This window comes from Pseudomonas sp. SWRI68, from assembly GCF_014269165.1.
Classification (GTDB): Bacteria; Pseudomonadota; Gammaproteobacteria; order Pseudomonadales; family Pseudomonadaceae; genus Aquipseudomonas; species Aquipseudomonas capeferrum.
Genome location: NZ_JABWRU010000003.1, coordinates 226,021 through 247,479, shown reverse-complemented (window position 1 = coordinate 247,479; position 21,459 = coordinate 226,021). Strand labels below are relative to the sequence as shown.

21 protein-coding genes are annotated in these 21,459 nt (G+C 62.5%); 10 read left to right on the top strand and 11 right to left on the bottom strand.

The genetic code is table 11. The features are described 5' to 3' along the window. Window positions 1-158: 158 nt before the first annotated feature. Complete coding sequence (gene pcaR, locus HU770_RS07320) at window positions 159-1,034, bottom strand: pca regulon transcriptional regulator PcaR (RefSeq protein WP_186659612.1); 876 nt, start codon at window positions 1,032-1,034, stop codon at window positions 159-161. A gap of 547 nt (window positions 1,035-1,581) precedes the next feature. On the opposite strand from pcaR, the gene HU770_RS07315 reads away from it, so the two are divergent. Both HU770_RS07315 and HU770_RS07310 read left to right on the top strand, forming a co-directional pair. Then, the gene (locus tag HU770_RS07315) at window positions 1,582-1,782 is read left to right on the top strand and encodes a hypothetical protein (protein ID WP_033702765.1); all 201 of its coding nucleotides are present in this window, start codon (window positions 1,582-1,584) and stop codon (window positions 1,780-1,782) included. A gap of 314 nt (window positions 1,783-2,096) precedes the next feature. Further along, window positions 2,097-3,569 carry an inorganic phosphate transporter gene (locus HU770_RS07310; RefSeq protein WP_186659615.1) on the top strand — a complete coding sequence of 491 codons (1,473 nt, stop codon included), beginning with the start codon at window positions 2,097-2,099 and terminating at the stop codon, window positions 3,567-3,569. 52 nt (window positions 3,570-3,621) lie between these two features. Here HU770_RS07310 and HU770_RS07305 read toward each other — a convergent pair whose 3' ends face one another. Further along, a complete protein-coding gene (locus HU770_RS07305; RefSeq protein ID WP_186659618.1) occupies window positions 3,622-5,097 on the bottom strand; it encodes a helicase HerA-like domain-containing protein in 1,476 nt (491 codons plus the stop codon). A gap of 167 nt (window positions 5,098-5,264) precedes the next feature. Here HU770_RS07305 and HU770_RS07300 point away from each other — a divergent pair, with 167 nt between their 5' ends. From HU770_RS07300 to HU770_RS07285, 4 genes are all read left to right on the top strand, one after another. Beyond that, a complete protein-coding gene (locus HU770_RS07300; protein ID WP_033702768.1) occupies window positions 5,265-7,139 on the top strand; it encodes a methyl-accepting chemotaxis protein in 1,875 nt (624 codons plus the stop codon). A gap of 167 nt (window positions 7,140-7,306) precedes the next feature. Next, window positions 7,307-8,428, top strand: a complete 1,122-nt coding sequence (locus HU770_RS07295) for a glycosyltransferase family 1 protein (RefSeq protein WP_033702769.1) — start codon at window positions 7,307-7,309, stop codon at window positions 8,426-8,428. Beyond that, the gene (locus tag HU770_RS07290; RefSeq protein ID WP_186659620.1) at window positions 8,421-9,185 is read left to right on the top strand and encodes a DUF2334 domain-containing protein; all 765 of its coding nucleotides are present in this window, start codon (window positions 8,421-8,423) and stop codon (window positions 9,183-9,185) included. The genes HU770_RS07295 and HU770_RS07290 overlap by 8 nt, the downstream gene beginning before the upstream one ends. Further along, the gene (locus HU770_RS07285; protein ID WP_186659622.1) at window positions 9,182-10,174 is read left to right on the top strand and encodes a lysylphosphatidylglycerol synthase transmembrane domain-containing protein; all 993 of its coding nucleotides are present in this window, start codon (window positions 9,182-9,184) and stop codon (window positions 10,172-10,174) included. The genes HU770_RS07290 and HU770_RS07285 overlap by 4 nt, the downstream gene beginning before the upstream one ends. Here HU770_RS07285 and HU770_RS27020 read toward each other — a convergent pair. Together HU770_RS27020 and purU are read right to left on the bottom strand one after the other, a co-directional pair. Further along, entirely contained in the window at window positions 10,080-10,313 is a 234-nt protein-coding gene (locus HU770_RS27020) for a hypothetical protein (protein WP_077068743.1), read from the bottom strand. The genes HU770_RS07285 and HU770_RS27020 overlap by 95 nt on opposite strands. 49 nt (window positions 10,314-10,362) lie before the next feature. Further along, entirely contained in the window at window positions 10,363-11,214 is an 852-nt protein-coding gene (gene purU / locus HU770_RS07280) for a formyltetrahydrofolate deformylase (protein WP_033702772.1), read from the bottom strand. A 284-nt stretch (window positions 11,215-11,498) separates the two neighbouring features. Here purU and mvaT point away from each other — a divergent pair, with 284 nt between their 5' ends. Further along, window positions 11,499-11,876, top strand: coding sequence for a histone-like nucleoid-structuring protein MvaT (gene mvaT / locus HU770_RS07275; RefSeq protein ID WP_033702773.1), 378 nt, complete (start codon window positions 11,499-11,501; stop codon window positions 11,874-11,876). A gap of 70 nt (window positions 11,877-11,946) precedes the next feature. Here the strand turns inward: mvaT and sbcB are convergent, their stop codons facing one another. From sbcB to HU770_RS07260, 3 genes are all read right to left on the bottom strand, one after another. Further along, on the bottom strand, window positions 11,947-13,383 hold the full coding sequence (sbcB, locus tag HU770_RS07270) for an exodeoxyribonuclease I (protein ID WP_186663400.1): 1,437 nt from the start codon (window positions 13,381-13,383) through the stop codon (window positions 11,947-11,949). 68 nt (window positions 13,384-13,451) lie between these two features. Further along, the gene (locus tag HU770_RS07265; RefSeq protein WP_033702999.1) at window positions 13,452-13,811 is read right to left on the bottom strand and encodes a PilZ domain-containing protein; all 360 of its coding nucleotides are present in this window, start codon (window positions 13,809-13,811) and stop codon (window positions 13,452-13,454) included. 123 nt (window positions 13,812-13,934) lie between these two features. Then, window positions 13,935-14,321 carry a hypothetical protein gene (locus tag HU770_RS07260; RefSeq protein WP_095064207.1) on the bottom strand — a complete coding sequence of 129 codons (387 nt, stop codon included), beginning with the start codon at window positions 14,319-14,321 and terminating at the stop codon, window positions 13,935-13,937. A gap of 180 nt (window positions 14,322-14,501) precedes the next feature. Here HU770_RS07260 and pyk point away from each other — a divergent pair, with 180 nt between their 5' ends. Continuing rightward, complete coding sequence (gene pyk, locus HU770_RS07255; protein WP_033702776.1) at window positions 14,502-15,956, top strand: pyruvate kinase; 1,455 nt, start codon at window positions 14,502-14,504, stop codon at window positions 15,954-15,956. Between the two features lie 143 nt (window positions 15,957-16,099). Here the strand turns inward: pyk and HU770_RS07250 are convergent, their stop codons facing one another. Continuing rightward, window positions 16,100-17,020, bottom strand: coding sequence for an iron-sulfur-binding ferredoxin reductase (locus HU770_RS07250; RefSeq protein ID WP_156310244.1), 921 nt, complete (start codon window positions 17,018-17,020; stop codon window positions 16,100-16,102). A gap of 249 nt (window positions 17,021-17,269) precedes the next feature. Here HU770_RS07250 and HU770_RS07245 point away from each other — a divergent pair, with 249 nt between their 5' ends. Beyond that, complete coding sequence (locus HU770_RS07245) at window positions 17,270-18,793, top strand: fumarate hydratase (protein ID WP_033702778.1); 1,524 nt, start codon at window positions 17,270-17,272, stop codon at window positions 18,791-18,793. A gap of 51 nt (window positions 18,794-18,844) precedes the next feature. Here HU770_RS07245 and HU770_RS07240 read toward each other — a convergent pair whose 3' ends face one another. After that, window positions 18,845-19,717 carry a carbon-nitrogen hydrolase family protein gene (locus HU770_RS07240; RefSeq protein WP_186663398.1) on the bottom strand — a complete coding sequence of 291 codons (873 nt, stop codon included), beginning with the start codon at window positions 19,715-19,717 and terminating at the stop codon, window positions 18,845-18,847. Next, window positions 19,714-20,304, bottom strand: a complete 591-nt coding sequence (locus HU770_RS07235) for a GNAT family N-acetyltransferase (protein ID WP_186659634.1) — start codon at window positions 20,302-20,304, stop codon at window positions 19,714-19,716. Before HU770_RS07235 ends, HU770_RS07240 begins: the two co-directional genes overlap by 4 nt. Window positions 20,305-20,419: 115 nt before the next feature. Here HU770_RS07235 and HU770_RS07230 point away from each other — a divergent pair, with 115 nt between their 5' ends. Beyond that, window positions 20,420-20,818 (top strand): nuclear transport factor 2 family protein, encoded by a 399-nt coding sequence (locus tag HU770_RS07230; protein WP_033702781.1) that lies wholly within the window; start codon window positions 20,420-20,422, stop codon window positions 20,816-20,818. A 35-nt stretch (window positions 20,819-20,853) separates the two neighbouring features. On the opposite strand, the gene HU770_RS07225 is transcribed toward HU770_RS07230, so the two are convergent. Beyond that, the gene (locus tag HU770_RS07225) at window positions 20,854-21,432 is read right to left on the bottom strand and encodes a DJ-1/PfpI family protein (protein ID WP_033702782.1); all 579 of its coding nucleotides are present in this window, start codon (window positions 21,430-21,432) and stop codon (window positions 20,854-20,856) included. Between the last annotated feature and the right edge of the window lie 27 nt (window positions 21,433-21,459).

The window sequence follows — 21,459 nt, the reverse complement described above, 5'->3', positions numbered from 1 at the left end:
TTTTTCTTGTTCGGTCGGCACAGCCGACCGTTGCGAGAGACATTAATCAGCAGACGGGGCGGACGCAATTCGCTGGGAGCGACATTGTGCGTTTATCGAACAGGAAACGGCGGGCGTGTTCGATAATGGGGCATGCAGGGGGTGCCCCCCTGCGCGCGTCAACCAAACAACTGGTGGCAAAGATCTCGACTGGCCGCCAACAGGATCGGCAAGAAGCGCTGTTCCAGCTCGCTACGCGTTACCCGCCCGACATGGGTACTGACATTCAATGCTGCCAGCACCTGCCCCGACGCGTCATAGATCGGCACGGCAATGGAGCGTAGCCCTTGTTCCAGCTCCTGGTCCACCACGCACCAGCCCTGGGCACGCACTTGCTGGATGCAGGCAAACAATGATTCGGCATCATTCAAAGTGCGGCTGGTGCGCGCCTTGAGATCAGCCCGGTCCAGGTACTCGCGCAGGCTGGTGTCATCCATCGCCGCCAGCAGGATACGCCCCATCGATGTGCAATACGCCGGCAATCGCCCGCCTACCGACAGGTCGACCGAGATCAGCCGCTCCACGGTTGCCGAGCGGGCTATATAAAGGATGTCGTCGCCTTCAAGAGTGGCCATGTTGGCCGCCTCGTGCAGTTGGTCACTGATGCGGTCCAGGTACGGCTGGGCGGAAATCGCCAAGGGCGTCGACGAAAGGTACGCATGGCCCAATGTCAGCACCTTGGGCAACAGCGAATAGGTGCGCCCGTCGGTCGTCGCATACCCCAGCTTCATCAGCGTGTGCAGGCAGCGGCGTACCGCCGCCCGAGGAATCTCGGTGCGGTGGCTGATCTGAGCGATGGTCAGGTGGCGCTTGCGCTCCTGGAACGCCTGAATCACCGCAAGCCCCCGGGCGAGCGAGGTCATGAAGTCCGGGTCGCCGGTAAACGCCTGAATACGCTTGGCCGGCGATGCCACGATCGGCGGCGCCAGCGCCGGGGCGGCAGGGCGTGCCGACTCTGGGTTGGCAGATTCGTTGGCCGGTGTTTCGTCGCTCATCGCTCACCTCAAAAAAATCGCTGGTTCGTGCGATTATCGAACGAACGGCCGATAATCGCAATTGACCGCTGACACTTTTGCTTATACCTTTCTCCTGCCACTTGTGGCTTCTTTGGAGAGACTGGTCAGGTACCCACCGTAGAAGTCCCAGGCAACGGCCTCGCCCTGTGCGAGGCCGTTTTTACTTCCCCTCCTCGCGTGTGCGTGGCAACGAAACTTTTGCCCTTGCCGCCCTTCAAAGTTATACGCACGGCGTCAGACATTGCCGAATGAAACCGACAACTTCGACCGGCATTGTCAGGCCCGCATAAATACCCCTGTTCGAAGAAGGGTCGGTTGCTATAATCAATTTGGTTGAATGCCCGATGCTGGGGTAATGGAACACACCGCTGTAATCAGCACTTCGCTTCAACCCATGTGTGTGTGTGTGTGTGTGCAGGCCCTGTATGGCATCCCCGCAGCTTTTCCATGTGCCGTCTTTGTATGCACAGGGGCACGCTGTACAGCAAACAACAACAGTCTTAACTCAACTTACTCAGGTACTACTGTGACGAAAGATGAACTGCGCGCAGAGCTCGAGCGCCAGGCTGAACGTTACAAGGATGTTTACGGTGGTGAAGTCACCACGTACGCCGCTCAACCGGACCCGGAGCGCAAACCGTGGCGCAAGCGTGCCAGCGTGCGCGACCAGGCGTTCAACCAGGAACTGGAAAAAATGGAAAAGGACCTGCGCAGCGACAAGCCCTGAGCGCCAGGCTCACGCTATCCGCGTCGTCGCCCGGCAAGCCCGGGCGCGGTCGATCTTTACCCAGAGGTCGTAGATGAAATGGAATTACACAAATTTCATACGACCGTTTGAATGAATGCCACGCCGTACGTTTTCCAGATATTTGCCGATTTTAGTGATATTTCTCGTTTTTTATCGGACAGTTCTTTGCCAGATAGCGCGGTATTGCGCTTGCTGATCGCACCTGGATGCCTGCCATCGGTCTGTCGCAGGTGCATCGATTGCCAATGTTTTCTGGCATAATCGCGCCCCCCTATGACCGCCAGACAACCTTCATGATCGATTTATTCAGCGGACTGGATGCCTGGGTGTTGGTGAGCCTGCTGCTCGCCTTGACCTTCGTACTCGCCTTCGAGTTCATCAATGGCTTTCATGACACCGCCAACGCGGTAGCTACCGTCATCTATACCAAAGCCATGCCGCCGCACCTCGCCGTGTTCTTCTCCGGCGTGTTCAACTTCCTCGGCGTTCTGCTCGGTGGTGTCGGGGTGGCCTATGCCATCGTTCACCTGTTGCCGGTAGAGCTGCTGATCAATGTGAACACCGGACACGGCCTGGCCATGGTCTTCTCGCTGCTGGCTGCGGCCATCACCTGGAACCTGGGCACCTGGTACTTCGGTATCCCTGCGTCCAGCTCGCACACCTTGATCGGCTCGATCCTCGGTGTTGGCCTGGCCAATGCCCTGATCAACGACATCCCGCTGGGCGATGGCGTCAACTGGCAGAAGGCGATCGACATCGCCATGTCGCTGGTGGTCTCGCCCATGGCCGGCTTTGCCGTCGCGGCGCTGGTGCTGCTCGGCCTGAAATGGTGGCGCCCGCTGTCGAAGATGCACAAGACGCCCGAACAGCGTCGCAAGCTCGACGACAAGAAGCACCCTCCTTTCTGGAACCGCCTGGTACTGGTGATTTCGGCCATGGGCGTGAGCTTCGTGCACGGCTCCAACGATGGTCAGAAAGGTATCGGCCTGATCATGTTGGTGCTGATCGGTATCGTACCGGCCAAGTTCGTACTCGACCTGAACAGCACCACTTATCAGATCGAGCGCACCCGCGACGCCACCTTGCACATGAGCCAGTTCTACCAGCGCAACGCCGCCACCCTGGGTGAGTTCCTGGCACTGGGCAAGGCCAAGTCGACCGACCTGCCAGAGCAGTTCAGCTGCAACCCGCAGCAGACCGAGCCGACCATCGCGGCCCTGCAGGCTTCGCTCAAGGGCGTGACCGACTACCACACCCTGGAAGCCGACAAGCGCGTTGAAGTGCGCCGCTACCTGCTCTGCCTGGATGACACGGCGAAAAAGGTCGGCAAGCTGCCAGGCTTGGATGCCCGTGAAAAGGCCGACCTGGAGAAGCTGCGCAAAGACCTCACCGCCACCACAGAATACGCACCGTTCTGGGTGATCGTGGCCGTTGCCCTGGCCCTGGGCCTGGGCACCATGGTCGGCTGGAAGCGCGTGGTACTGACGGTTGGCGAGAAAATCGGCAAGCAGGGCATGACCTATGCCCAGGGCATGTCGGCGCAGATCACCGCAGCCTGCGCCATCGGCATGGCCAACGTGTTCAGCCTGCCGGTATCGACCACCCATGTGTTGTCATCCGGCGTCGCCGGCACCATGGTCGCCAACAAGAGCGGCCTGCAAGGCGGCACCGTGAAGACCATCCTGCTGGCCTGGGTATTGACCCTGCCAGCCTCGATGGGCTTGGCAGCTGGCCTGTTCTGGCTGGCGTCCAAGGCGATCGGCTGAGCGGTACCGCTGTAGAAAAAGGCGCCTTCGGGCGCCTTTTTCATGCGCCTCACTAGCGCTTCTTGCCACCCAGCAACGACCCCATCAACCCGCGCACCAACTGCCGCCCCAACTGATTGGCCGCTTGGCGCACCGCAGACTTGATCGCCTGCCCTGCCGCACTCTGCAAGAAGTCACCGGCCTTGTCGGCAAAGCTCTCCTCATCGGCCTTAGGTACGGGCGCAGGCTCCACAGGCTCGCCTTTGCGCTGGGTGAGCATTTCGTAGGCCGACTCACGATCAACCGGCTTGTCATAGCGCCCAACCAGCGGCGACGAAGCAATCAATGCACTGCGCTCAGCGGCACTCAGTGGCCCGATGCGCGATTGCGGCGGTGCGATCAGCACCCGCTGCACCATCGCGGGCGTGCCCTTATCCTCCAGCGTACCCACCAAGGCCTCACCGATACCCAGCTCGGTCAGCACCGCCAGGCTGTCGAACGCGGGGTTGGGGCGAAAGCCATCGGCCACGGCCCGCAGCGACTTCTGCTCTTTGGCGGTGAATGCACGCAACCCATGCTGGATACGCAGGCCCAACTGGGCCAGCACCGCATCGGGCAGGTCGCCCGGCGACTGAGTGACGAAGTAGACGCCCACGCCCTTGGAGCGAATCAGCCTGACCACCTGCTCCAGGCGGTCCTGCAACGCCTTGGGCGTGCCATTGAACAACAAGTGCGCTTCATCGAAGAACAGCGCCAATACCGGCTTGTCGGCATCGCCACGCTCGGGCAACTGTTCGAACAACTCCGCCAACAGCCACAGCAGGAAGGTGGCATACACCTTCGGTGCCTCATGCACCAGCCGGCTGGCATCGAGCAAGTGGATACGCCCACGGCCGTCGCTGCCAGGGCGCAACAAGTCTTCGAGCTGCAACGCAGGCTCACCGAACAGCGCCTCGGCGCCTTGCTGTTCCAGGGTCGCCAGGCGACGCAGCAAGGCCTGGGTGGACGCGCTGGTCATCAACGCGCTGTCTTCACCCAGCATCTGCGGGTTGTCCTTCAGGTGCGCAAGCAGCGCCTTGAGGTCCTTGAGGTCGAGCAACAGCAAGCCTTCTCGGTCCGCCACCTTGAAAGCTGCATACAAGGCTGCCTGCTGGCTGTCGGTCAGCTCAAGCAGGTTGCCCAGCAGCAGCGGCCCCATTTCGCTGAGGGTGGTGCGCAACGGGTGGCCGGACTGCCCGGCGATATCCCACAAGCTCACCGGGTAAGCCTGCGGTGCATGCCCCAACCACGGCATGCCGGCAATGCGCTCGGCCACCTTGCCCTGCGGCGCGCCCGCGGCGCCCAGGCCACACAGGTCGCCTTTGACGTCGGCCGCGAACACCGCCACGCCGGCATCACTGAACACTTCGGCAAGGTGCTGCAAGGTGACGGTCTTGCCGGTGCCGGTGGCCCCAGCGACCAGGCCATGGCGGTTGGCGAGGCGCATGGCTTGATGGACAGGCTGGCCATCAAGGCCCGCTCCTACAACAATTTGCGAAGGATCTGACATCTTCTTTCATCCTCTTCTCAAGCTTTGCCGCGTATCGGCCGATACCTCGGGGTGATATTCGCCTAGAACACAGTAACAACCCAACTAGGACTTCCCGGGATGTTGCACTGTCTTGCAGATGTATTCGTGCGAACGCCCGATAAAACCTTAGCGGAACCGATTACACCATGAACAAAAGCCTTCGTTTCAGCCACAAGATTCTCGTGGCCGCGTCACTGATCGTGATGCTCGCCTTCAGCCTCTTCACCCTCTACAACGATTATCTCCAGCGTAATGCGATCAGGGAGGACCTGGAGAACTATCTGGCTGAAATGGGCGAGTCCACTTCGACCAATATTCGCAACCTGTTCGAAGGCCGTATCAAGCTGGTAGAGAACCTGGCACAGAACATTGCCCAGGCCCCCAACGACGCTGAAACCCTGATGGGGCAAAATGCCCTGATCACCAGCTTCCTCACGGTGTACCTGGGCAAGGTCGACGGTGGTTTCAGCGTGCGCCCCGACGCGAAGATGCCCGACGGCTACGACCCACGTACACGCCCCTGGTACAAGGACGGCATGAACGCCTCCGGTGCAACCCTGACCGAGCCGTACATCGACATGACCACCAACAAGATGGTCATTGGCATCCTCAGCAAAGTGTCCAACAGTGTGGGCGTGGTCGGTGGCGACCTGGCCCTCGACGGCCTGGTCGAGATCATCAACTCGCTGAACTTCGGCGGCATGGGCTATGCGTTCCTGGTCAACGACCAAGGCAAGATCCTGGTTCACCCGGACAAGGACCTGGTGATGAAATCGCTGTCGGACCTGTTCCCGCAGCACACACCGACGCTGTCCGGTGAGCTGACCGAAGTCCAGGCCCAGGGCCAGACCCGCCTGCTGACCTTCACCCCGATCAAAGGCCTGCCGTCGGCCAACTGGTACATCGGCCTGTCGGTGGACAAGGACAAAGCCTTCTCCATGCTCAGCACCTTCCGCACCTCGGCGGTGATCGCCACGCTGGTTGCGGTGGTCATCATCATCGGCCTGCTCGGCCTGCTGATCCGCGTGCTGATGCAACCGCTGCTGACCATGACCCGCGCCATGGAAGACATCGCCGAAGGCGAAGGTGACCTGACCAAACGCCTGCGCATCCACAACCACGACGAGTTCGGCATCCTGGGCACCGCTTTCAACCGCTTCGTCGAGCGCATCCACGGCTCGATCCGCGAAGTGTCGTCGGCCACCGAACAGGTCAATGAAGTGGCCCTGCGCGTGATCAGCGCCTCGAACTCGTCGATGACCAACTCCGACGAGCAATCCAACCGCACCAACAGCGTCGCCGCCGCCATCAACGAACTGGGCGCCGCCGCCCAGGAAATCGCCGGTAACGCCGCCCAGGCTTCGCAACATGCCAGCTCCGCCCGCTTGCTGGCCGAAGAAGGCCAGCAAGTGGTGGAACGCAACATTGCGGCGATGAACCGGCTGTCCGACCTGATCGTCACCTCCAGTGCGCACATCGAGACGCTCAACAGCAAGACCGTCAACATCGGCCAGATTCTCGAAGTCATCACCAGCATCTCCCAGCAGACCAACCTGCTGGCCTTGAACGCGGCGATCGAAGCCGCCCGCGCCGGTGAAGCCGGGCGTGGCTTTGCCGTGGTCGCCGACGAAGTGCGAAACCTCGCGCACCGCACCCAGGAGTCGGCGCAGCAGGTGCAGACCATGATCGAAGAGTTGCAGGTTGGTGCCCGCGAGTCGGTCGACACCATGGGCCAGAGCCAGCGCCACAGCCAGGACAGCGTGCAGATCGCCAACCAGGCCGGCGAACGCCTGGACAGCGTGACCGTGCGCATCGGCGAGATCGACGGCATGAACCAGTCGGTGGCCACCGCCACCGAAGAACAGACTGCCGTGGTCGAGGCGATCAACATGGACATCAACGAGATCAACATGCTCAACCAGGAGGGCGTGGAGAACCTGCAGGCCACCCTGCGCGCCTGTTCGGACCTGGAGCAACAGGCTTCGCGCCTGAAACACCTGGTTGGCAGCTTCCGCATCTGATCCGCCTGCTTCGCGAGTGAACCCGCTCCCACTGCAACCTGATGGGAGCGGGTTCACCCCCAGCCAACCCCGATCGAACAAACTATCCTTCTGAAAGGTCAACCTTTAGGCGTGTCATCGCCGGCCCATTACGGCCGGATGACAGACCCGAAGACGATCCCGGAGGGATGCTGATCGTGCACATCGCCGACATCACCATGTTCTATGCCCCCGCCAGCGGCGGCGTACGTACCTATCTTGATGCCAAACACCGCCGCCTCGATGCCTTGCAAGGCGTGCGCCACAGCCTGTTGATCCCCGGCGCCAGCGCGCAACACGCCGATGGCATCTACCAGGTGCCCGCGCCGCCCCTGCCCTTCGGCAACGGCTACCGCTTCCCGGTGCGTCTGGCGCCCTGGTGCAATGTGCTGCGTAACCTCAAACCCGACCTGATCGAAGTCGGCGACCCTTACCTGACCGCCTGGGCTGCCCTGGAGGCACGCCGCCAACTCGACGTACCGGTGATCGGTTTCTACCACTCCGACTTGCCGCTGCTGGTCAGCAACCGCATGGGCAACTGGTTCACGCCCAATGTCGAGGCCTATGTCAGCAAGCTGTACGGCAACTTCGACCGGGTGCTGGCGCCCAGCCAGGTGATGGCCGACAAACTGCGCCGCCTGGGCATCCGTGACGTGCACGTGCAACGCCTGGGTGTGGACCTGGCCACCTTCAACCCCGAGCACCGCGACCCGCACCTGCGCGCCGAACTGGGGATTGCCGACACCAGCCGCCTGTTGATCTACGCCGGCCGTGGCTCGCGGGAGAAGAACCTGCCGGTGCTGCTCGACTGCATGCAGCGCCTTGGCCGCCCTTATCACCTGCTGCTGGTCGGCTCCAACATGCCAGTCAATGTGCCGGATAACGTCAGCGTGATCGACCACTTCTGCCCACCGCAGGAGGTCGCCAGGCTGATGGCCAGTGCCGACCTGCTGGTGCATGCCGGCGACCAGGAAACCTTCGGCCTGGTCATCCTCGAAGCCATGGCCAGCGCCACGCCGGTGGTGGCGGTGCGCGCCGGCGCCTTTGGCGAAATCGTCAACGAACAGTGCGGGCGGCTGTGCCAGGCCAACGACGGCACAGCCATGGCGCAGGCCGTGCGCCAGGTGTTCGAAGAGGGCGTGCGCACGCTCGGCAGCCAGGCCCGCCGCCATGTCGAGCAGCATTATTCATGGGACAACGTGGTGGCCGGCTTGCTGCAGCATTACCAGGCGGTGCTCGGCCACCAACCGCTGGTGCGCGCCCATGGCTGAAAGCGCCAGCGCCCCCCGCAGCCTGATGCTGGTGCTGCACGACATCGCGCCCGAGACCTGGCCCGACTACCAACCCTTCGTCCAGGCCATCGATGAGATGGGCGGTGTGCCCATGACCTGGCTGGTGGTGCCGGACTTTCACCACCGCAACCCCCTGCACCGCTCGCCAACCTTCTGCCGCCTGCTCGAACGGCGCCTGGCGCTGGGTGACGAGCTGGCGCTGCATGGTTTCTACCATGCCGACGACGGCACGCCACCGCGCAGCCCCAGCGCGTTCTTCATGCGCCGCATCTATACCCACGAGGGCGAGTTCTATGGGCTTGATCAGCAGCAGGCCCTGCAGCGCCTGGAGCAAGGGCTGGCAGTTTTCGACCGGCAAGGCTGGCCGGTTGCCGGCTTCGTCGCCCCGGCCTGGTTGATGAGCGAAGGCACGCGCCAGGCATTGCGCCAGCTGCCGCTGCGCTATACCAGCACACCGCAGCACCTGTACCGCCTGCCGGACTTCACCGCCATCGAAGCCCCCGGGCTGGTCTGGAGCGCCCGCAGTGCCTGGCGTCGAGGGCTATCGAAGATGCTTTGCGACTGGCAATGCCGGCGTTGGCGTGAAGCCGGCACCGTGCGCCTGGGCCTGCACCCGGTGGACATGCGCCACAAGGCGTCGCGCGAATACTGGCTACGCACCTTGCGCGCACTGTTGGCACAGGGCCGTGTGCCGTTGACCAAGTCCGCCTGGCTGGACGGCCAGGCCAGCGCATGAACCGCCTGGGCTGGCTGGGCCTGGCACTGCTGGGCGCCGTGCTGGTGCCGATAGTGCTGGGCGGTAGCGAATTGCTGCCCAGGCTTCAACGCTTCGACCCCGGCCTGTTGCTGACGCTGCTGGGCATGATCCTGCTGTGCTGGGTGATAAATGCCCTGCGCCTGCGCCTGCTGCTCGGCCAGCAAGGTGCTCAGCTCAAGTACCTGCGCAGCCTCGGCGTGGTCATGGCCACCGAGTTCGCCATCTGCACCACCCCGGGCGGCAGCGGCGGCCCGCTGACCCTGATGGCCCTGCTGGCGCGGGACCGCATCGGCCCGGCGCGCAGCGGCGCGGTGTTCGCCATGGACCAGCTGAACGACCTGCTGTTCTTCTTCTGCGCGATGCTGGCGATTGCCGGCTATGCGTTGTTTCACCGCCTGGGGCACAGCCAGCAAAGCATGTTGCTGGGCAGCGCGCTGCTGCTGTGCTCGGCGTTGGTCGTGGTGCTGGGGCTGCTGCGCTACCGGCGCGCCATGATGCGCTTCAATGGGCGGCTGTTGCGCCGCCTGGGCATGTCCGAATGCCGTAAACGCCGCTGGGCGCGCAAGCTGCTGCACTTCATCGACGCCCTGGCCCAGACCTGGCGCCTGCCCAAACGCACCCTGGCGCTGGTGTTCACGCTGACCTGCGTGCATTGGGGCCTGCGCTACAGCGTGCTGTACTTGGTGCTCAAGGGTTTAGGCGTGGAACTGTCGTGGATCCCCAGCTTTCTGGTGCAGATGCTCTCGCTCAGTGCTGGCCAGTTCAGCCTGCTGCCAGGCGGTGCGGGGGCTGCCGAGCTGACCTCGGCAAGCCTGCTGACGCCCTTGGTGGGCAGCTCGACAGCGGCTGCGGCGATCGTGATCTGGCGTGCGGTCACTTACTACTTTTATCTGCTGGCGGGGGGGCCGGTGTTTGCCTGCCTGCTGGCGCGTCCGTTGCTGGAACGCTGGCGGCGTCAGGCGGGTTGAGCTGGCGCCAGAGCTCGGCAGCGCCGGGGAAGTCGGTGCCGTCGGCGTCGCTCAGGGCCTCGGGATCATAGCGAGCCAGGCAGCCCTCGCCGAGGGTTGGCGGGGGTGAGGCGGTGGCTTTGTCGCGGGGGTCGGCCATGGCGTTTCACTCGGGATTGCCGGGGCTGCTGCGCAGCCCCGTGTCGCTGTCAGTCGAACACCACCGTCTTGTTGCCATGCACCAGCACGCGGTCTTCCAGGTGATAACGCAGGCCGCGGGCCAGCACCATCTTCTCGACATCACGGCCGAAGCGCACCATGTCTTCGATGCTGTCGGCATGGCTGACACGTACCACGTCCTGTTCGATGATCGGGCCGGCATCCAGCTCTTCGGTCACGTAGTGGCAAGTTGCACCGATCAGCTTCACGCCGCGCAGGGCCGCTTGATGGTAGGGCTTGGCACCGACGAACGACGGCAGGAAGCTGTGGTGGATGTTGATCACTTTTTCAGCGTAGTCCTGGCACAGCTGCGGCGGCAGGATTTGCATGTAGCGGGCCAGCACCACCACATCGGCAGCGTGCTCCTGAACCAGGCGCGACACTTCGGCGAAAGCTGGCGCCTTGTCCTTGGGGTCGACCGGCACATGGAAGAACGGAATGCCGTGCCACTCGACCATGCTGCGCAGGTCATTGTGGTTGGACACCACGCATGGGATATCGCAATCCAGCTCGTCGGTGTGCCAGCGGTGCAGCAGATCGGCCAGGCAATGGGATTCGCGACTGGCCATCAGCACCACGCGTTTTTTCTGCGCCGAGTCGGTCACCCGCCAGGTCATGGAGAACTCTTCGGCGATCGGCGCAAACGCCTCGCGAAATGCCTCGATACCGAATGGCAGGGATTCGGCACGGATTTCATGACGCATGAAGAACCAACCACTCTGTTCATCGGAGTGGTGGCTGGCTTCGTTGATCCAGCCATTGTACAAGGCCAGGAAATTACTGACTTTCGCCACGATGCCAACACGGTCGGGGCAGGCGATCACCAGACGATAGGTGCGCATGAATGAGACTCCAGAACTTCGCAAAGGCGCTCATTCTAGCGGCCCGCCAGAAAAAACGCAGTATGGATTGCACGGCGCGTCTTGTGCGCACCTGCCCACACACACGGCAAGCCGCCGCGCATCGCCATGACAAAATGCAGGGGCTTATGTAAATTTTTGTTCACGTGGAGAAATGTTGTCACAGCTTAATTAACAGTTAATTGCCCAATTCCATGTTTACTTGCGAGTATGGCCTGTCTATTATTGGCCCACACATTTCTGAACACGTATTAAAGGAACACTCCATGTCCCTGATTAACGAGTACCGCGCCACCGAAGAAGCCATCAAGGAACTTCAGGCCCGCCTGGCCAACCTGTCCCAGGATGACAAACTGAAGCAAGAGCTGGAGTTCGAAGGCAAACTGCGCACGCTGATGGGCGAGTACTCCAAGTCGCTGCGTGATGTGATTGCCCTGCTCGACCCAGAGTCGAAACTGAGCAAGGCGCCACGTGGCGCGGTCAAGGTCACCGCCACTAAGCGTGCGCGCAAGGTCAAGCAATACAAGAACCCGCACAATGGTGAAGTGATCGAAACCAAAGGCGGCAACCACAAGACCCTGAAAGAATGGAAAGCCAAGTGGGGTGGTGACGTGGTTGAAAGCTGGGCGACCCTGCTGGACTGATAGTCCGCACGCTCACATTGCTTGACGCAACAAAAACGCCGGCTCGATGCCGGCGTTTTTGTTTGTCCGTTCAGGGCGCAATTGCAAATTGTGTCTTCAGTTTACCGGCGTGTTCCTGCCAGGCGTTCAATACCTGGCGGCCCGCCTCGTCGGCGCTTTCCCAGGCACGCTGGCGCGCCTGCTCGAAATCACCCAGGGTATTCGGCGCGCCCCACTGCGGGTCGCTCAGACGTTGCTGACAGAATGCATACCAGCGCTGGCGCTCTTCGCTATTCAAGGTGTCAGGGAAGTTGCGTGCCCGATAACGGAACAACAGTTCAGGCATGCGCGGGTCATCGAACATCCAGTGCCCCTGGCCCAACTGCGCGGGTTCCAGCGTGCGAACTTGCTCGCACAAACGGCGGTCGCGGTCCCCTAGAAAACCGTCATACAACTGTTGTTCAGGGTCTTCACTTGGCGTGAAATCATCGTTGCCATAAATGTGCGCCAGCTTGTCTTGCCAGTCCGCCTGTTGATTGGCCAATTGCTCGCCGCGCCATTGTAACAACGTCAAGTCCACACCCAAGCGCTGTTGATCGGCCGGGCGCAATACCGAGAGCGGTGCCAGCACCGGGCAACGGTTGATCTGCACCAATTTAAGCGGAACGGGTAATTCACCTTCGGCCAGATCTTCATGCCGGGTATACAAGCGCTGGCGAAGAACTTCGGCACTTTCCCGTATTAACGGTAGGGTTTCCTGATGCAGGTCGCAGACAATCAGGGCATTGCGATTGCGCGGGTGCCACGCCAGCGGCAGGACCACCCCCAGGTAATTACGCGCCGCCGAAAATCGCCCAGAGATATGGACCAGTGGCTGCAACAAACGAACCTGCTCCATCACTTTATGTTTGCTGCGCAACTGAAACAGCCACTCATACAACTTCGGTTGTTTTTGCCGAATCAAGCGCGCCAGGGCAATAGTGGCCCGCACGTCGGAAAGTGCTTCGTGGGCATGGCCATGGTCGATGCCATTGGCTTTGCTGAGCAGTTCAAGGCGCAGGCTGGTGCGGCCATCCTGCTGCGGCCACTCGATGCCTTCAGGGCGCAGTGCATAGGCCGTGCGCACGATGTCGATCAGGTCCCAGCGGCTGTTGCCGCCCTGCCATTCACGGGCGTAAGGGTCAAAAAAGTTGCGGTACAGGCTGTAACGCGTCACCTCATCGTCGAAACGCAAGGTGTTGTAGCCGGCACCACAGGTGCCAGGGCGCGCCAGTTGCTCGTGCACGCGGGTCATGAACTCGGCTTCGCACAGCCCCTGGGCTTGCAGTTGCTGCGGGGTGATACCGGTTACCAGGCAGGCGGCCGGGTGCGGCAGGATGTCGTCGGAGGGGTTGCAAAAGAGGCTGATCGGTTCTTCGATCTCGTTGAGGTCGAAATCGGTGCGTACACCGGCCACCTGCAGTGGCCGGTCGCAGCGCGGGTTGATGCCAGTGGTTTCGTAGTCGTGCCAGAAAATGCTGGAGCTCACGGGGTCGTCCTGTATCAAGGTCGACCCGATTCTAGCGCGATTCTCGCGCGCCAAGGCTCAGGGGGGGGTCAGGCGGATGCGTTGGCGGGGCGGAAACTGAAATAGTCGCGCAACGAGCGGACGAATTCATCGTACTCGCGGGGCGCCTGCAGCAACATGAAGCCAGAATCGTAGTTGCCGGGCGTCTGGTCTTCGCGGCACCACAGGCAACTGGCGGTGAGATTGATGAACTGATACCCGCCACCGGCCAGCGGCAAGCGCAGTTGCAGTTCGTAGTCTGGCCCGACCAGTACCGGCAGCTGGCTGATCAGCATCAGCCCATCTTCGGAGGCATTACCCAGCTGGCCGATCGCCTGATCGGTAAAACGGTTGAAGACCTTGAGAACGCAGGGCAACTGATGGCGTTCGATATGCCGCTTGTTGAACATGATCACAAGTGCAGTCCGTACCCGGTGCCAGGAATGCGAGGTACTGGCGGTTGTTGTAACAACTGAGTTACAGATTAGCGCAGCGCGCACGGTAAATCCCGTGAAATAAATCACACCTTCGCATTAACGCCAAGGGGTGGCCTTCACCGGGTTGGCCACGGCCGCTTCGGCACCGCGGTAATGGCCAAGCTGCTCCAGTGTTTGCAGGCGAGCCTGGGCACGGTACGCGTATTCGTTGCCGGGGTACTGCTGGATCAGGTACTCGTAGGTCTGCGCTGCATCCACGAACAACTTCTGGCGCTCCAGGCACTGGCCGCGTAACAGCGACACCTCCGGGTGGACGAACGGTCGCGCGCGGCTGGTGCGGTCAACCTGCGACAGCTCCAGCATGACCCGCTGGCAATCGCCGCGGTCATAGGCACGGTAGGCGTTGTTCAAGTGGTGGTCCATGGACCAGCGGGTGCAGCCGACGGCGCTGGCCGCCAAGGCTAAAACGATCAGGGCTCGCATGGGGGGTCTCCTTTGATGCCAGTGTATCGGCCTTTGCCGATAAATCTTCACACCCTTTTGCAAGGATGGCCTGACCGTTCAAACGCCACCCTGCCTCGCTCGCAGGTAGTGCAACGGAACAATGACTACAGCGCGATTCAGGAGTAGCCTTTCGCTGCGCTTCACTATAGGAGTCTGTGCATGACCATCCGCCGTACCAAAATCGTCGCCACCCTTGGCCCCGCCAGCAACTCGCCGGAAGTGATCGAACAACTGATCCTTGCCGGCCTGGACGTGGCACGTCTGAACTTCTCCCACGGCACCCCGGACGAGCACAAAGCGCGCGCCCGCCTGATCCGTGACATCGCCGCCAAGAACGGCCGCCATGTCGCTTTGCTGGGCGACCTGCAAGGTCCGAAGATCCGCATCGCCAAGTTCAGCAACAAGCGCATTGAATTGAAGATCGGTGACACGTTCACCTTCTCCACCGCCCACCCGCTGACCGAAGGCAACCAGGACATCGTCGGTATCGACTACCCCGACTTGGTCAAGGACTGCGGCGTTGGTGACGAACTGCTGCTCGACGATGGCCGTGTGGTCATGCGCGTCGAGACCGCTACCGCTGATGCACTGCACTGCGTGGTGATCATCGGTGGCCCGCTGTCGGACCACAAAGGCATCAACCGCAAAGGTGGCGGCCTGACCGCGCCGGCCCTGACCGAAAAAGACAAGGCCGACATCAAGCTGGCCGCGGAAATGGACCTGGACTACCTGGCCGTATCGTTCCCGCGTGACGCCAGCGACATGGAATATGCCCGCAAGCTGCGTGACGAGTCCGGCGGCAGCGCCTGGCTGGTGGCCAAGATCGAGCGTGCCGAAGCCGTTGCCGACGACGAGACCCTCGACAAGCTGATCGCCGCCTCCGACGCAGTGATGGTTGCCCGTGGCGACCTGGGTGTGGAAATCGGCGACGCCGAGCTGATCGGCATCCAGAAAAAGATCATCCAGCACGCCCGCCGCAACAACAAGGCGGTGATCGTGGCGACCCAGATGATGGAGTCGATGATCCAGAACCCGATGCCGACCCGCGCTGAAGTGTCCGACGTGGCCAACGCCGTGCTCGACAACACCGATGCGGTGATGCTGTCGGCCGAAAGTGCTGCCGGTTCCTACCCGATCGAAGCCGTACAGGCCATGGCGCGGATTTGCCAAGGTGCCGAAAAGCACCCGACCAACCAGAAATCCAGCCACCGCCTGCACACCACCTTCGAGCGTTGCGACGAAAGCATCGCCCTGGCGGCCATGTACACCGCCAACCACTTCCCGGGCGTCAAGGCGATCATTGCCCTCACCGAAAGTGGCTACACCCCGCTGATCATGTCGCGCCTGCGTTCGCACGTGCCAATCTTCGCCCTGTCGCCGCACCGCGCTACCCAGGCTCGCGCCTCGATGTTCCGTGGTGTCTACCCGATCGCCTTCGACCCGGCTTCGCTGCCGGCCGACAAGGTGAGCCAGGCGGCGGTCGACGAACTGCTCAAGCGTGGCCTGGTGCAACAGGGTGACTGGGTGATCCTGACCAAGGGCGACAGCTACCACACCATCGGTGGCACCAACGGCATGAAGATCCTGCATGTCGGTGATCCGCTGGTCGGCTGATAGCCTTCCTGGGGGGGCCGCTCTGCGGCCCCTTCGCGGGGCAAGCCCGCTCCCACAGTTACCCTTCTGAACTCAGGCGCAGTCAGGTCCCTGTGGGAGCGGGCTTGCCCCGCGAAAGGGTCGGCATAGGCGCGCAACATTCCTCAGGCATGCTCGACAAACACATCGGCAAACACCTGGTTCCTCGGCACACCCGCAATAAACAGCCGCCGCGCAAACCGCTCGACACTCCCCGGCGAGCCACACAGCAGCGCGATGGTCTGCCGTGATGACGGCCGCAACGCCGCCAGCGCTTCATCCAGCTGCTCCGCCAGCACCTGCTCGACACGCACCCCGTCCATTGCCAGCAACGGCTCAGCCAGGTAATGCCCGGCGTGCTCACGCGCCACATGCAGCACCCTGATCTCACCCCGATGCCCCTGGCGCAGCGCCTCGCGCAAGATGCCCCACAATGGCGCAAGCCCCGTCCCGGCCGCCAGCAACCACAGCGCACGGTCCTGCCAGTCCGGGTCATAATGCAACGCCCCGCCCCTCAGCTCGCCCAGACGCAGTTCATCGCCAACCCGCAAGGCCCGGGCCTGGTCACAGAAAGCCCCTGGCCGCTGGCAATCGACATGAAACTCCAGCAAGGCGTCTTCACCCGGCAGGCTTGCCAAGGAATACGGTCGCGCGACCGCACCGTTCCACAGCACCAGATGCTGGCCGGCCTGATACCGCAGCGCCCGCTCCGGCCGCAGGCGCAAGCGCAACACATCGCCAAACCAGTCCAGTTCACACACCGTTGCGGGCACCCCTTCGAGCTGCGGGTCGTACACCGCCACGCGCAGGTCGTCCACCACCCGGCACTGGCAGGCCAGGCGCCAGCCCTGTGCGTGCTTGTCCAGCGCCAACGCCTCGGGCAGGGCATCCACCGGTTGCCCATCCAGGCAATGCACCAGGCAGGCGTGGCAACTGCCCGCACGGCAGCTGTAGGGCACATTCAAGCCTGCCTCGTTCAAGGCATCGAGCAGGTTACTGCCGGTGGGCACCGTCCAGCGGCGCTCGCCCACACAGAGTTCAGGCATGGTCATTACTTCCTTGGTCTACATCGCCACTCTAAGGCAAGCCGCTATCGGCAGCAAAAAGGATGCCCGCCGCACTGCCGACCATGGTCCAGACCACGCGCAGGTGTTTCGCACGGTGAGGCGCGCTATACTGCCGCGCCTTTTTACGTCGGCCTGACCTGCCGACGCCTTGCCAGGCGTTTCGACACACAGGTGTGCAGTGTCGGAAAGCCTTTACGAATGTTCCCGTCTTTAAGAGGAGCGCGCTGCATGACCGTGATCAAGCAAGACGACCTGATTCAGAGCGTCGCCGACGCCCTGCAATTCATTTCGTACTACCACCCCGTCGATTTCATCCAGGCGATGCACGAGGCCTACCTGCGTGAAGAGTCGCCTGCCGCGCGCGACTCCATCGCCCAGATCCTGATCAACTCGCGCATGTGCGCCACCGGCCACCGCCCGATCTGCCAGGACACCGGTATCGTCACCGTGTTCGTGCGTGTGGGCATGGACGTGCGCTGGGACGGCGCCACCCTGAGCGTCGACGACATGATCAACGAAGGTGTGCGTCGCGCCTACAACCTGCCTGAGAACGTCCTGCGCGCCTCGATCCTGGCCGACCCGGCCGGTGCCCGCAAGAACACCAAGGACAACACCCCGGCCGTCATCCACTACTCGATCGTCCCTGGCGACAAGGTCGAAGTCGATGTCGCAGCCAAAGGCGGTGGCTCGGAAAACAAGTCGAAGATGGCCATGCTCAACCCGTCCGACTCGATCGTCGACTGGGTGCTGAAGACCGTCCCGACCATGGGCGCCGGCTGGTGCCCACCTGGCATGCTCGGCATCGGCATCGGCGGCACCGCCGAAAAAGCTGCGGTCATGGCCAAGGAAGTGTTGATGGAGTCCATCGACATTCATGAACTCAAAGCCCGTGGCCCGCAGAACCGCATCGAAGAGATCCGCCTGGAGCTGTTCGACAAGGTCAACCAGCTGGGCATCGGCGCCCAGGGCCTGGGCGGCCTGACCACCGTGCTCGACGTCAAGATCATGGACTACCCGACCCACGCCGCCTCCCTGCCGGTGTGCATGATCCCGAACTGCGCCGCCACCCGTCACGCGCACTTCGTGCTCGACGGCAGCGGCCCGGCCGAGCTGGAAGCGCCATCGCTGGACGCCTACCCGGAAATCGTCTGGGAAGCTGGCCCAAGCGCCCGTCGCGTCGACCTCGACTCGATCACCCCGGAAGAAGTCGCCAGCTGGAAGCCAGGCGAGACCATCCTGCTCAACGGCAAGATGCTCACCGGCCGCGACGCCGCGCACAAGCGCATGGTCGAGATGCTCAACCGTGGCGAAGAACTGCCGGTCGACCTGAAAGGCCGCTTCATCTACTACGTCGGCCCGGTCGACCCGGTCGGTGACGAAGTGGTAGGCCCAGCCGGCCCGACCACTGCTACCCGCATGGACAAGTTCACCCGCCAGATCCTCGAGCAGACTGGCCTGCTGGGCATGATCGGCAAGTCCGAGCGTGGCCCGACCGCTATCGAAGCGATCAAGGACAACAAGGCCGTGTACCTGATGGCCGTCGGCGGCGCCGCCTACCTGGTGGCCCAGGCGATCCGCAAGTCCAAGGTCCTGGCGTTCGCCGAGCTGGGCATGGAAGCGATCTACGAGTTCGAAGTGAAGGACATGCCGGTCACTGTCGCGGTGGACAGCAACGGTGAGTCGGTGCACATCACCGGCCCCGCGCTGTGGCAGAGCAAGATCGCCGAAAGCCTGGCGGTTGAAGTGAAGTGATTCACCCTCCGGCCTGATCGAAAACGCCCGGCATCTGCCGGGCGTTTTCATTTACAGGCTGCGCTCGAACTGCGCTGGCCAGTCGCGCCGGGTAAACACCTGCCCCTGCTCCCTTACCCGCCGCACCGCCGCCAGGTCCACGTCACAGATCAGCCACTGGCTGCCGGCCGGGTCAAGCTCGGTACTCAGGGCCACCACTCCGTCCTTCGGCATGCCATGGTCCGGCGGCACAAACAACCCGGCGCGCCCAATGTTCTCATCCAGCGCCTGCGACCACGCGGCCAACCCCACCGTGGGGCTCTGCAACACGGCAATCTGGTTTTCCAGGGCCCGCGCCTGGGCACCAATGCGCACCCGGTGGTAACCGGCTTCGGTATCGGTGCAGCTCGGTGCCAGAATCAGGTCGGCGCCCCCTTCTGCCAGGCGCCGTGCCAGCATCGGGAATTCGTTGTCGTAGCAGATCAGAATGCCCAGCCGCCCCAGCTGGGTGTCGAACACCTTCAGGCCATCGCCCGGGGCAATGTCCCATTGTTCCCGCTCGAAGCGCGTCATCATCTGCTTGTCCTGATGCCCCAGTTCACCCTCGGGGCCAAACAGCCAGGCACGGTTGCGATAGCGGCCATCGCTGTCCTGCACCGGCAGGCTGCCGGGCTGCAGGTAGACGCCCCAGCGCCGGGCAATGCGCTCGCACAGCGCTTTCCAAGGTTCGATCAAGGGCTGGATACCGGCGATAGAAGCCTTCAAATCACCCCGCTGCTGCGCAGGTAACAGCCCGCTGAGTACCAGGCCCGCGTACTCCGGCAACAGCAGCAGCTGAGCGCCGGCCTCGGCCGCTTCGGCGCACAGGCCCTGCAGATGATCGACGTAGGCATCCCAGGTCTTGTGCAGCTCGATGGCGTACTGGCAGGCCGCGAGGCGGATCATATCGGCAGTTCCTTGAGCCAGAACGACATGATCTTTTCAGACGATTCCTGTTCATCCAGGTCGCGCCAGGCGTAGTGGGTGCGCAACGAGGGGTCGTGCAGGAACCCACGATTGCGCCAGAACCCCTGCAAGGGCTTGTAGTGCGCCGGGCGCAGCGGGTGCACGCCCGGCCGTTCCACGGCACAGAAGGCGCAATAATCGAACTCGGCGAGTTTGTGGGCGTAGGACTCGCGCTCGATGAAAAAACGCACCCCCAGCCCTTGGCCACGGTATTCCGGCAGCACCACCGACTCACCGAAGTAGTACACGCTGGCCGGGTCACGCCCCTGGGCCAGGAACGGCTGCTGGAACTCGGCGGCAACGTCCACCAGCGGCAGGCTGGTGGCGGCACCCACCACCTGGCCGGCGTCCAGCGCCAGTACCACCAGGCTGCGCCCGGAGCGGGCATAGGTAGATAAGTAGTCGGCCTCGTACTCCGGCGTACCGTCGTACAGGTAGGGAAACTCGCGGAACACGGTCAAGCGCAGGCGAGCGAGGTCATCGATGTAAGGCGCGATAGCGGCGCCGTGCAACAGGCGGATTTCCATGCTTGGCGGTCGTTTTGTCGATGTGGATGACGCGCTCGGCTAAGCCGGGCTTGAGGGGAAACCCTATCATCCAAGCCAACGCACCGCCTTTTCCCAACACGACAGGAATTGTTCCATGACCGCTACCGAACTGGTAAATGCCTACTACGCCGCCTTCAATGCCGGTGACATGCCCGGCTTTCTCGCACTGCTGAACGAAGATGTGATCCACGACATCAACCAGGGCGAGCGGCAGATGGGCAAGGCCAGGTTTGCCGCGTTCATGGACAAGATGAACCGCTGCTACCGCGAGCGCCTGGCCGATATCGTGGTCATGCAGAATGCCGACGGCAGCCGCGCAGCCGCGGAGTTCACCGTGCATGGCGAGTACATCGCCGATGACGAAGGCCTGCCCGCGGCCAACGGGCAGACCTATGTGCTGTCGGCGGGGGCGTTCTTCTATATCCACTGCGGCAAGATTGCCCGGGTGACCAACTACTACAACCTCAATGACTGGGTCGAGCAGGTCGGCTGAATCTGCGTACGCTTTTGTAGGAGCGGCAGTGTAGATCAGGCGATACGTGTACCCAGCACCTTGAGGAAAGCCGCCAGCCAGGCCGGGTGGGCAGGCCATGCCGGCGCTGTCACCAGGTTGCCTTCCACATGCGCCTGGTCCACCGCGATATCGATGAACGTCCCGCCCGCCAAACGCACCTCCGGCGCACAGGCAGGGTAGGCACTGCATTCGCGACCTTCCAGCACACCCGCCGCTGCCAGCAACTGCGCGCCATGGCACACCGCCGCAATCGGTTTGCCTGCCTGGTCGAACGCCTTGACCAGCTCCAGCACCCGCTCATCCAGGCGCAAGTATTCCGGGGCACGGCCACCGGGGATCAGCAAGGCGTCATAGCTTTCGGCACGCACCCGCACAAAGTCATAGTTCAGGGCAAAGTTGTGCCCCGGCTTTTCGCTGTACGTCTGCTCACCCTCGAAATCATGGATCGCGGTGCGCACGGTCTGGCCCGCAAGCTTCTCGGGGCAGACAGCGTGCACCGTATGGCCAACCATGCTAAGGGCCTGGAACGGCACCATCGCTTCGTAATCCTCGACGTAGTCGCCAACCAGCATGAGAATTTTCTTCGCCGTCATCGCATCCACTCCTTCCATTGCTTGTGA

Coding starts and splice junctions, on each gene's coding strand:
- pcaR (WP_186659612.1), bottom strand. CDS start 1,034: ATGAGCGACGAAACACCGGCCAACGAATCTGCCAACCCAGAGTCGGCA.
- HU770_RS07310 (WP_186659615.1), top strand. CDS start 2,097: ATGATCGATTTATTCAGCGGACTGGATGCCTGGGTGTTGGTGAGCCTG.
- HU770_RS07305 (WP_186659618.1), bottom strand. CDS start 5,097: ATGTCAGATCCTTCGCAAATTGTTGTAGGAGCGGGCCTTGATGGCCAG.
- HU770_RS07300 (WP_033702768.1), top strand. CDS start 5,265: ATGAACAAAAGCCTTCGTTTCAGCCACAAGATTCTCGTGGCCGCGTCA.
- HU770_RS07295 (WP_033702769.1), top strand. CDS start 7,307: ATGCTGATCGTGCACATCGCCGACATCACCATGTTCTATGCCCCCGCC.
- HU770_RS07290 (WP_186659620.1), top strand. CDS start 8,421: ATGGCTGAAAGCGCCAGCGCCCCCCGCAGCCTGATGCTGGTGCTGCAC.
- HU770_RS07285 (WP_186659622.1), top strand. CDS start 9,182: ATGAACCGCCTGGGCTGGCTGGGCCTGGCACTGCTGGGCGCCGTGCTG.
- HU770_RS27020 (WP_077068743.1), bottom strand. CDS start 10,313: ATGGCCGACCCCCGCGACAAAGCCACCGCCTCACCCCCGCCAACCCTC.
- purU (WP_033702772.1), bottom strand. CDS start 11,214: ATGCGCACCTATCGTCTGGTGATCGCCTGCCCCGACCGTGTTGGCATC.
- mvaT (WP_033702773.1), top strand. CDS start 11,499: ATGTCCCTGATTAACGAGTACCGCGCCACCGAAGAAGCCATCAAGGAA.
- HU770_RS07265 (WP_033702999.1), bottom strand. CDS start 13,811: ATGTTCAACAAGCGGCATATCGAACGCCATCAGTTGCCCTGCGTTCTC.
- HU770_RS07260 (WP_095064207.1), bottom strand. CDS start 14,321: ATGCGAGCCCTGATCGTTTTAGCCTTGGCGGCCAGCGCCGTCGGCTGC.
- pyk (WP_033702776.1), top strand. CDS start 14,502: ATGACCATCCGCCGTACCAAAATCGTCGCCACCCTTGGCCCCGCCAGC.
- HU770_RS07250 (WP_156310244.1), bottom strand. CDS start 17,020: ATGCCTGAACTCTGTGTGGGCGAGCGCCGCTGGACGGTGCCCACCGGC.
- HU770_RS07245 (WP_033702778.1), top strand. CDS start 17,270: ATGACCGTGATCAAGCAAGACGACCTGATTCAGAGCGTCGCCGACGCC.
- HU770_RS07240 (WP_186663398.1), bottom strand. CDS start 19,717: ATGATCCGCCTCGCGGCCTGCCAGTACGCCATCGAGCTGCACAAGACC.
- HU770_RS07235 (WP_186659634.1), bottom strand. CDS start 20,304: ATGGAAATCCGCCTGTTGCACGGCGCCGCTATCGCGCCTTACATCGAT.
- HU770_RS07230 (WP_033702781.1), top strand. CDS start 20,420: ATGACCGCTACCGAACTGGTAAATGCCTACTACGCCGCCTTCAATGCC.
- HU770_RS07225 (WP_033702782.1), bottom strand. CDS start 21,432: ATGACGGCGAAGAAAATTCTCATGCTGGTTGGCGACTACGTCGAGGAT.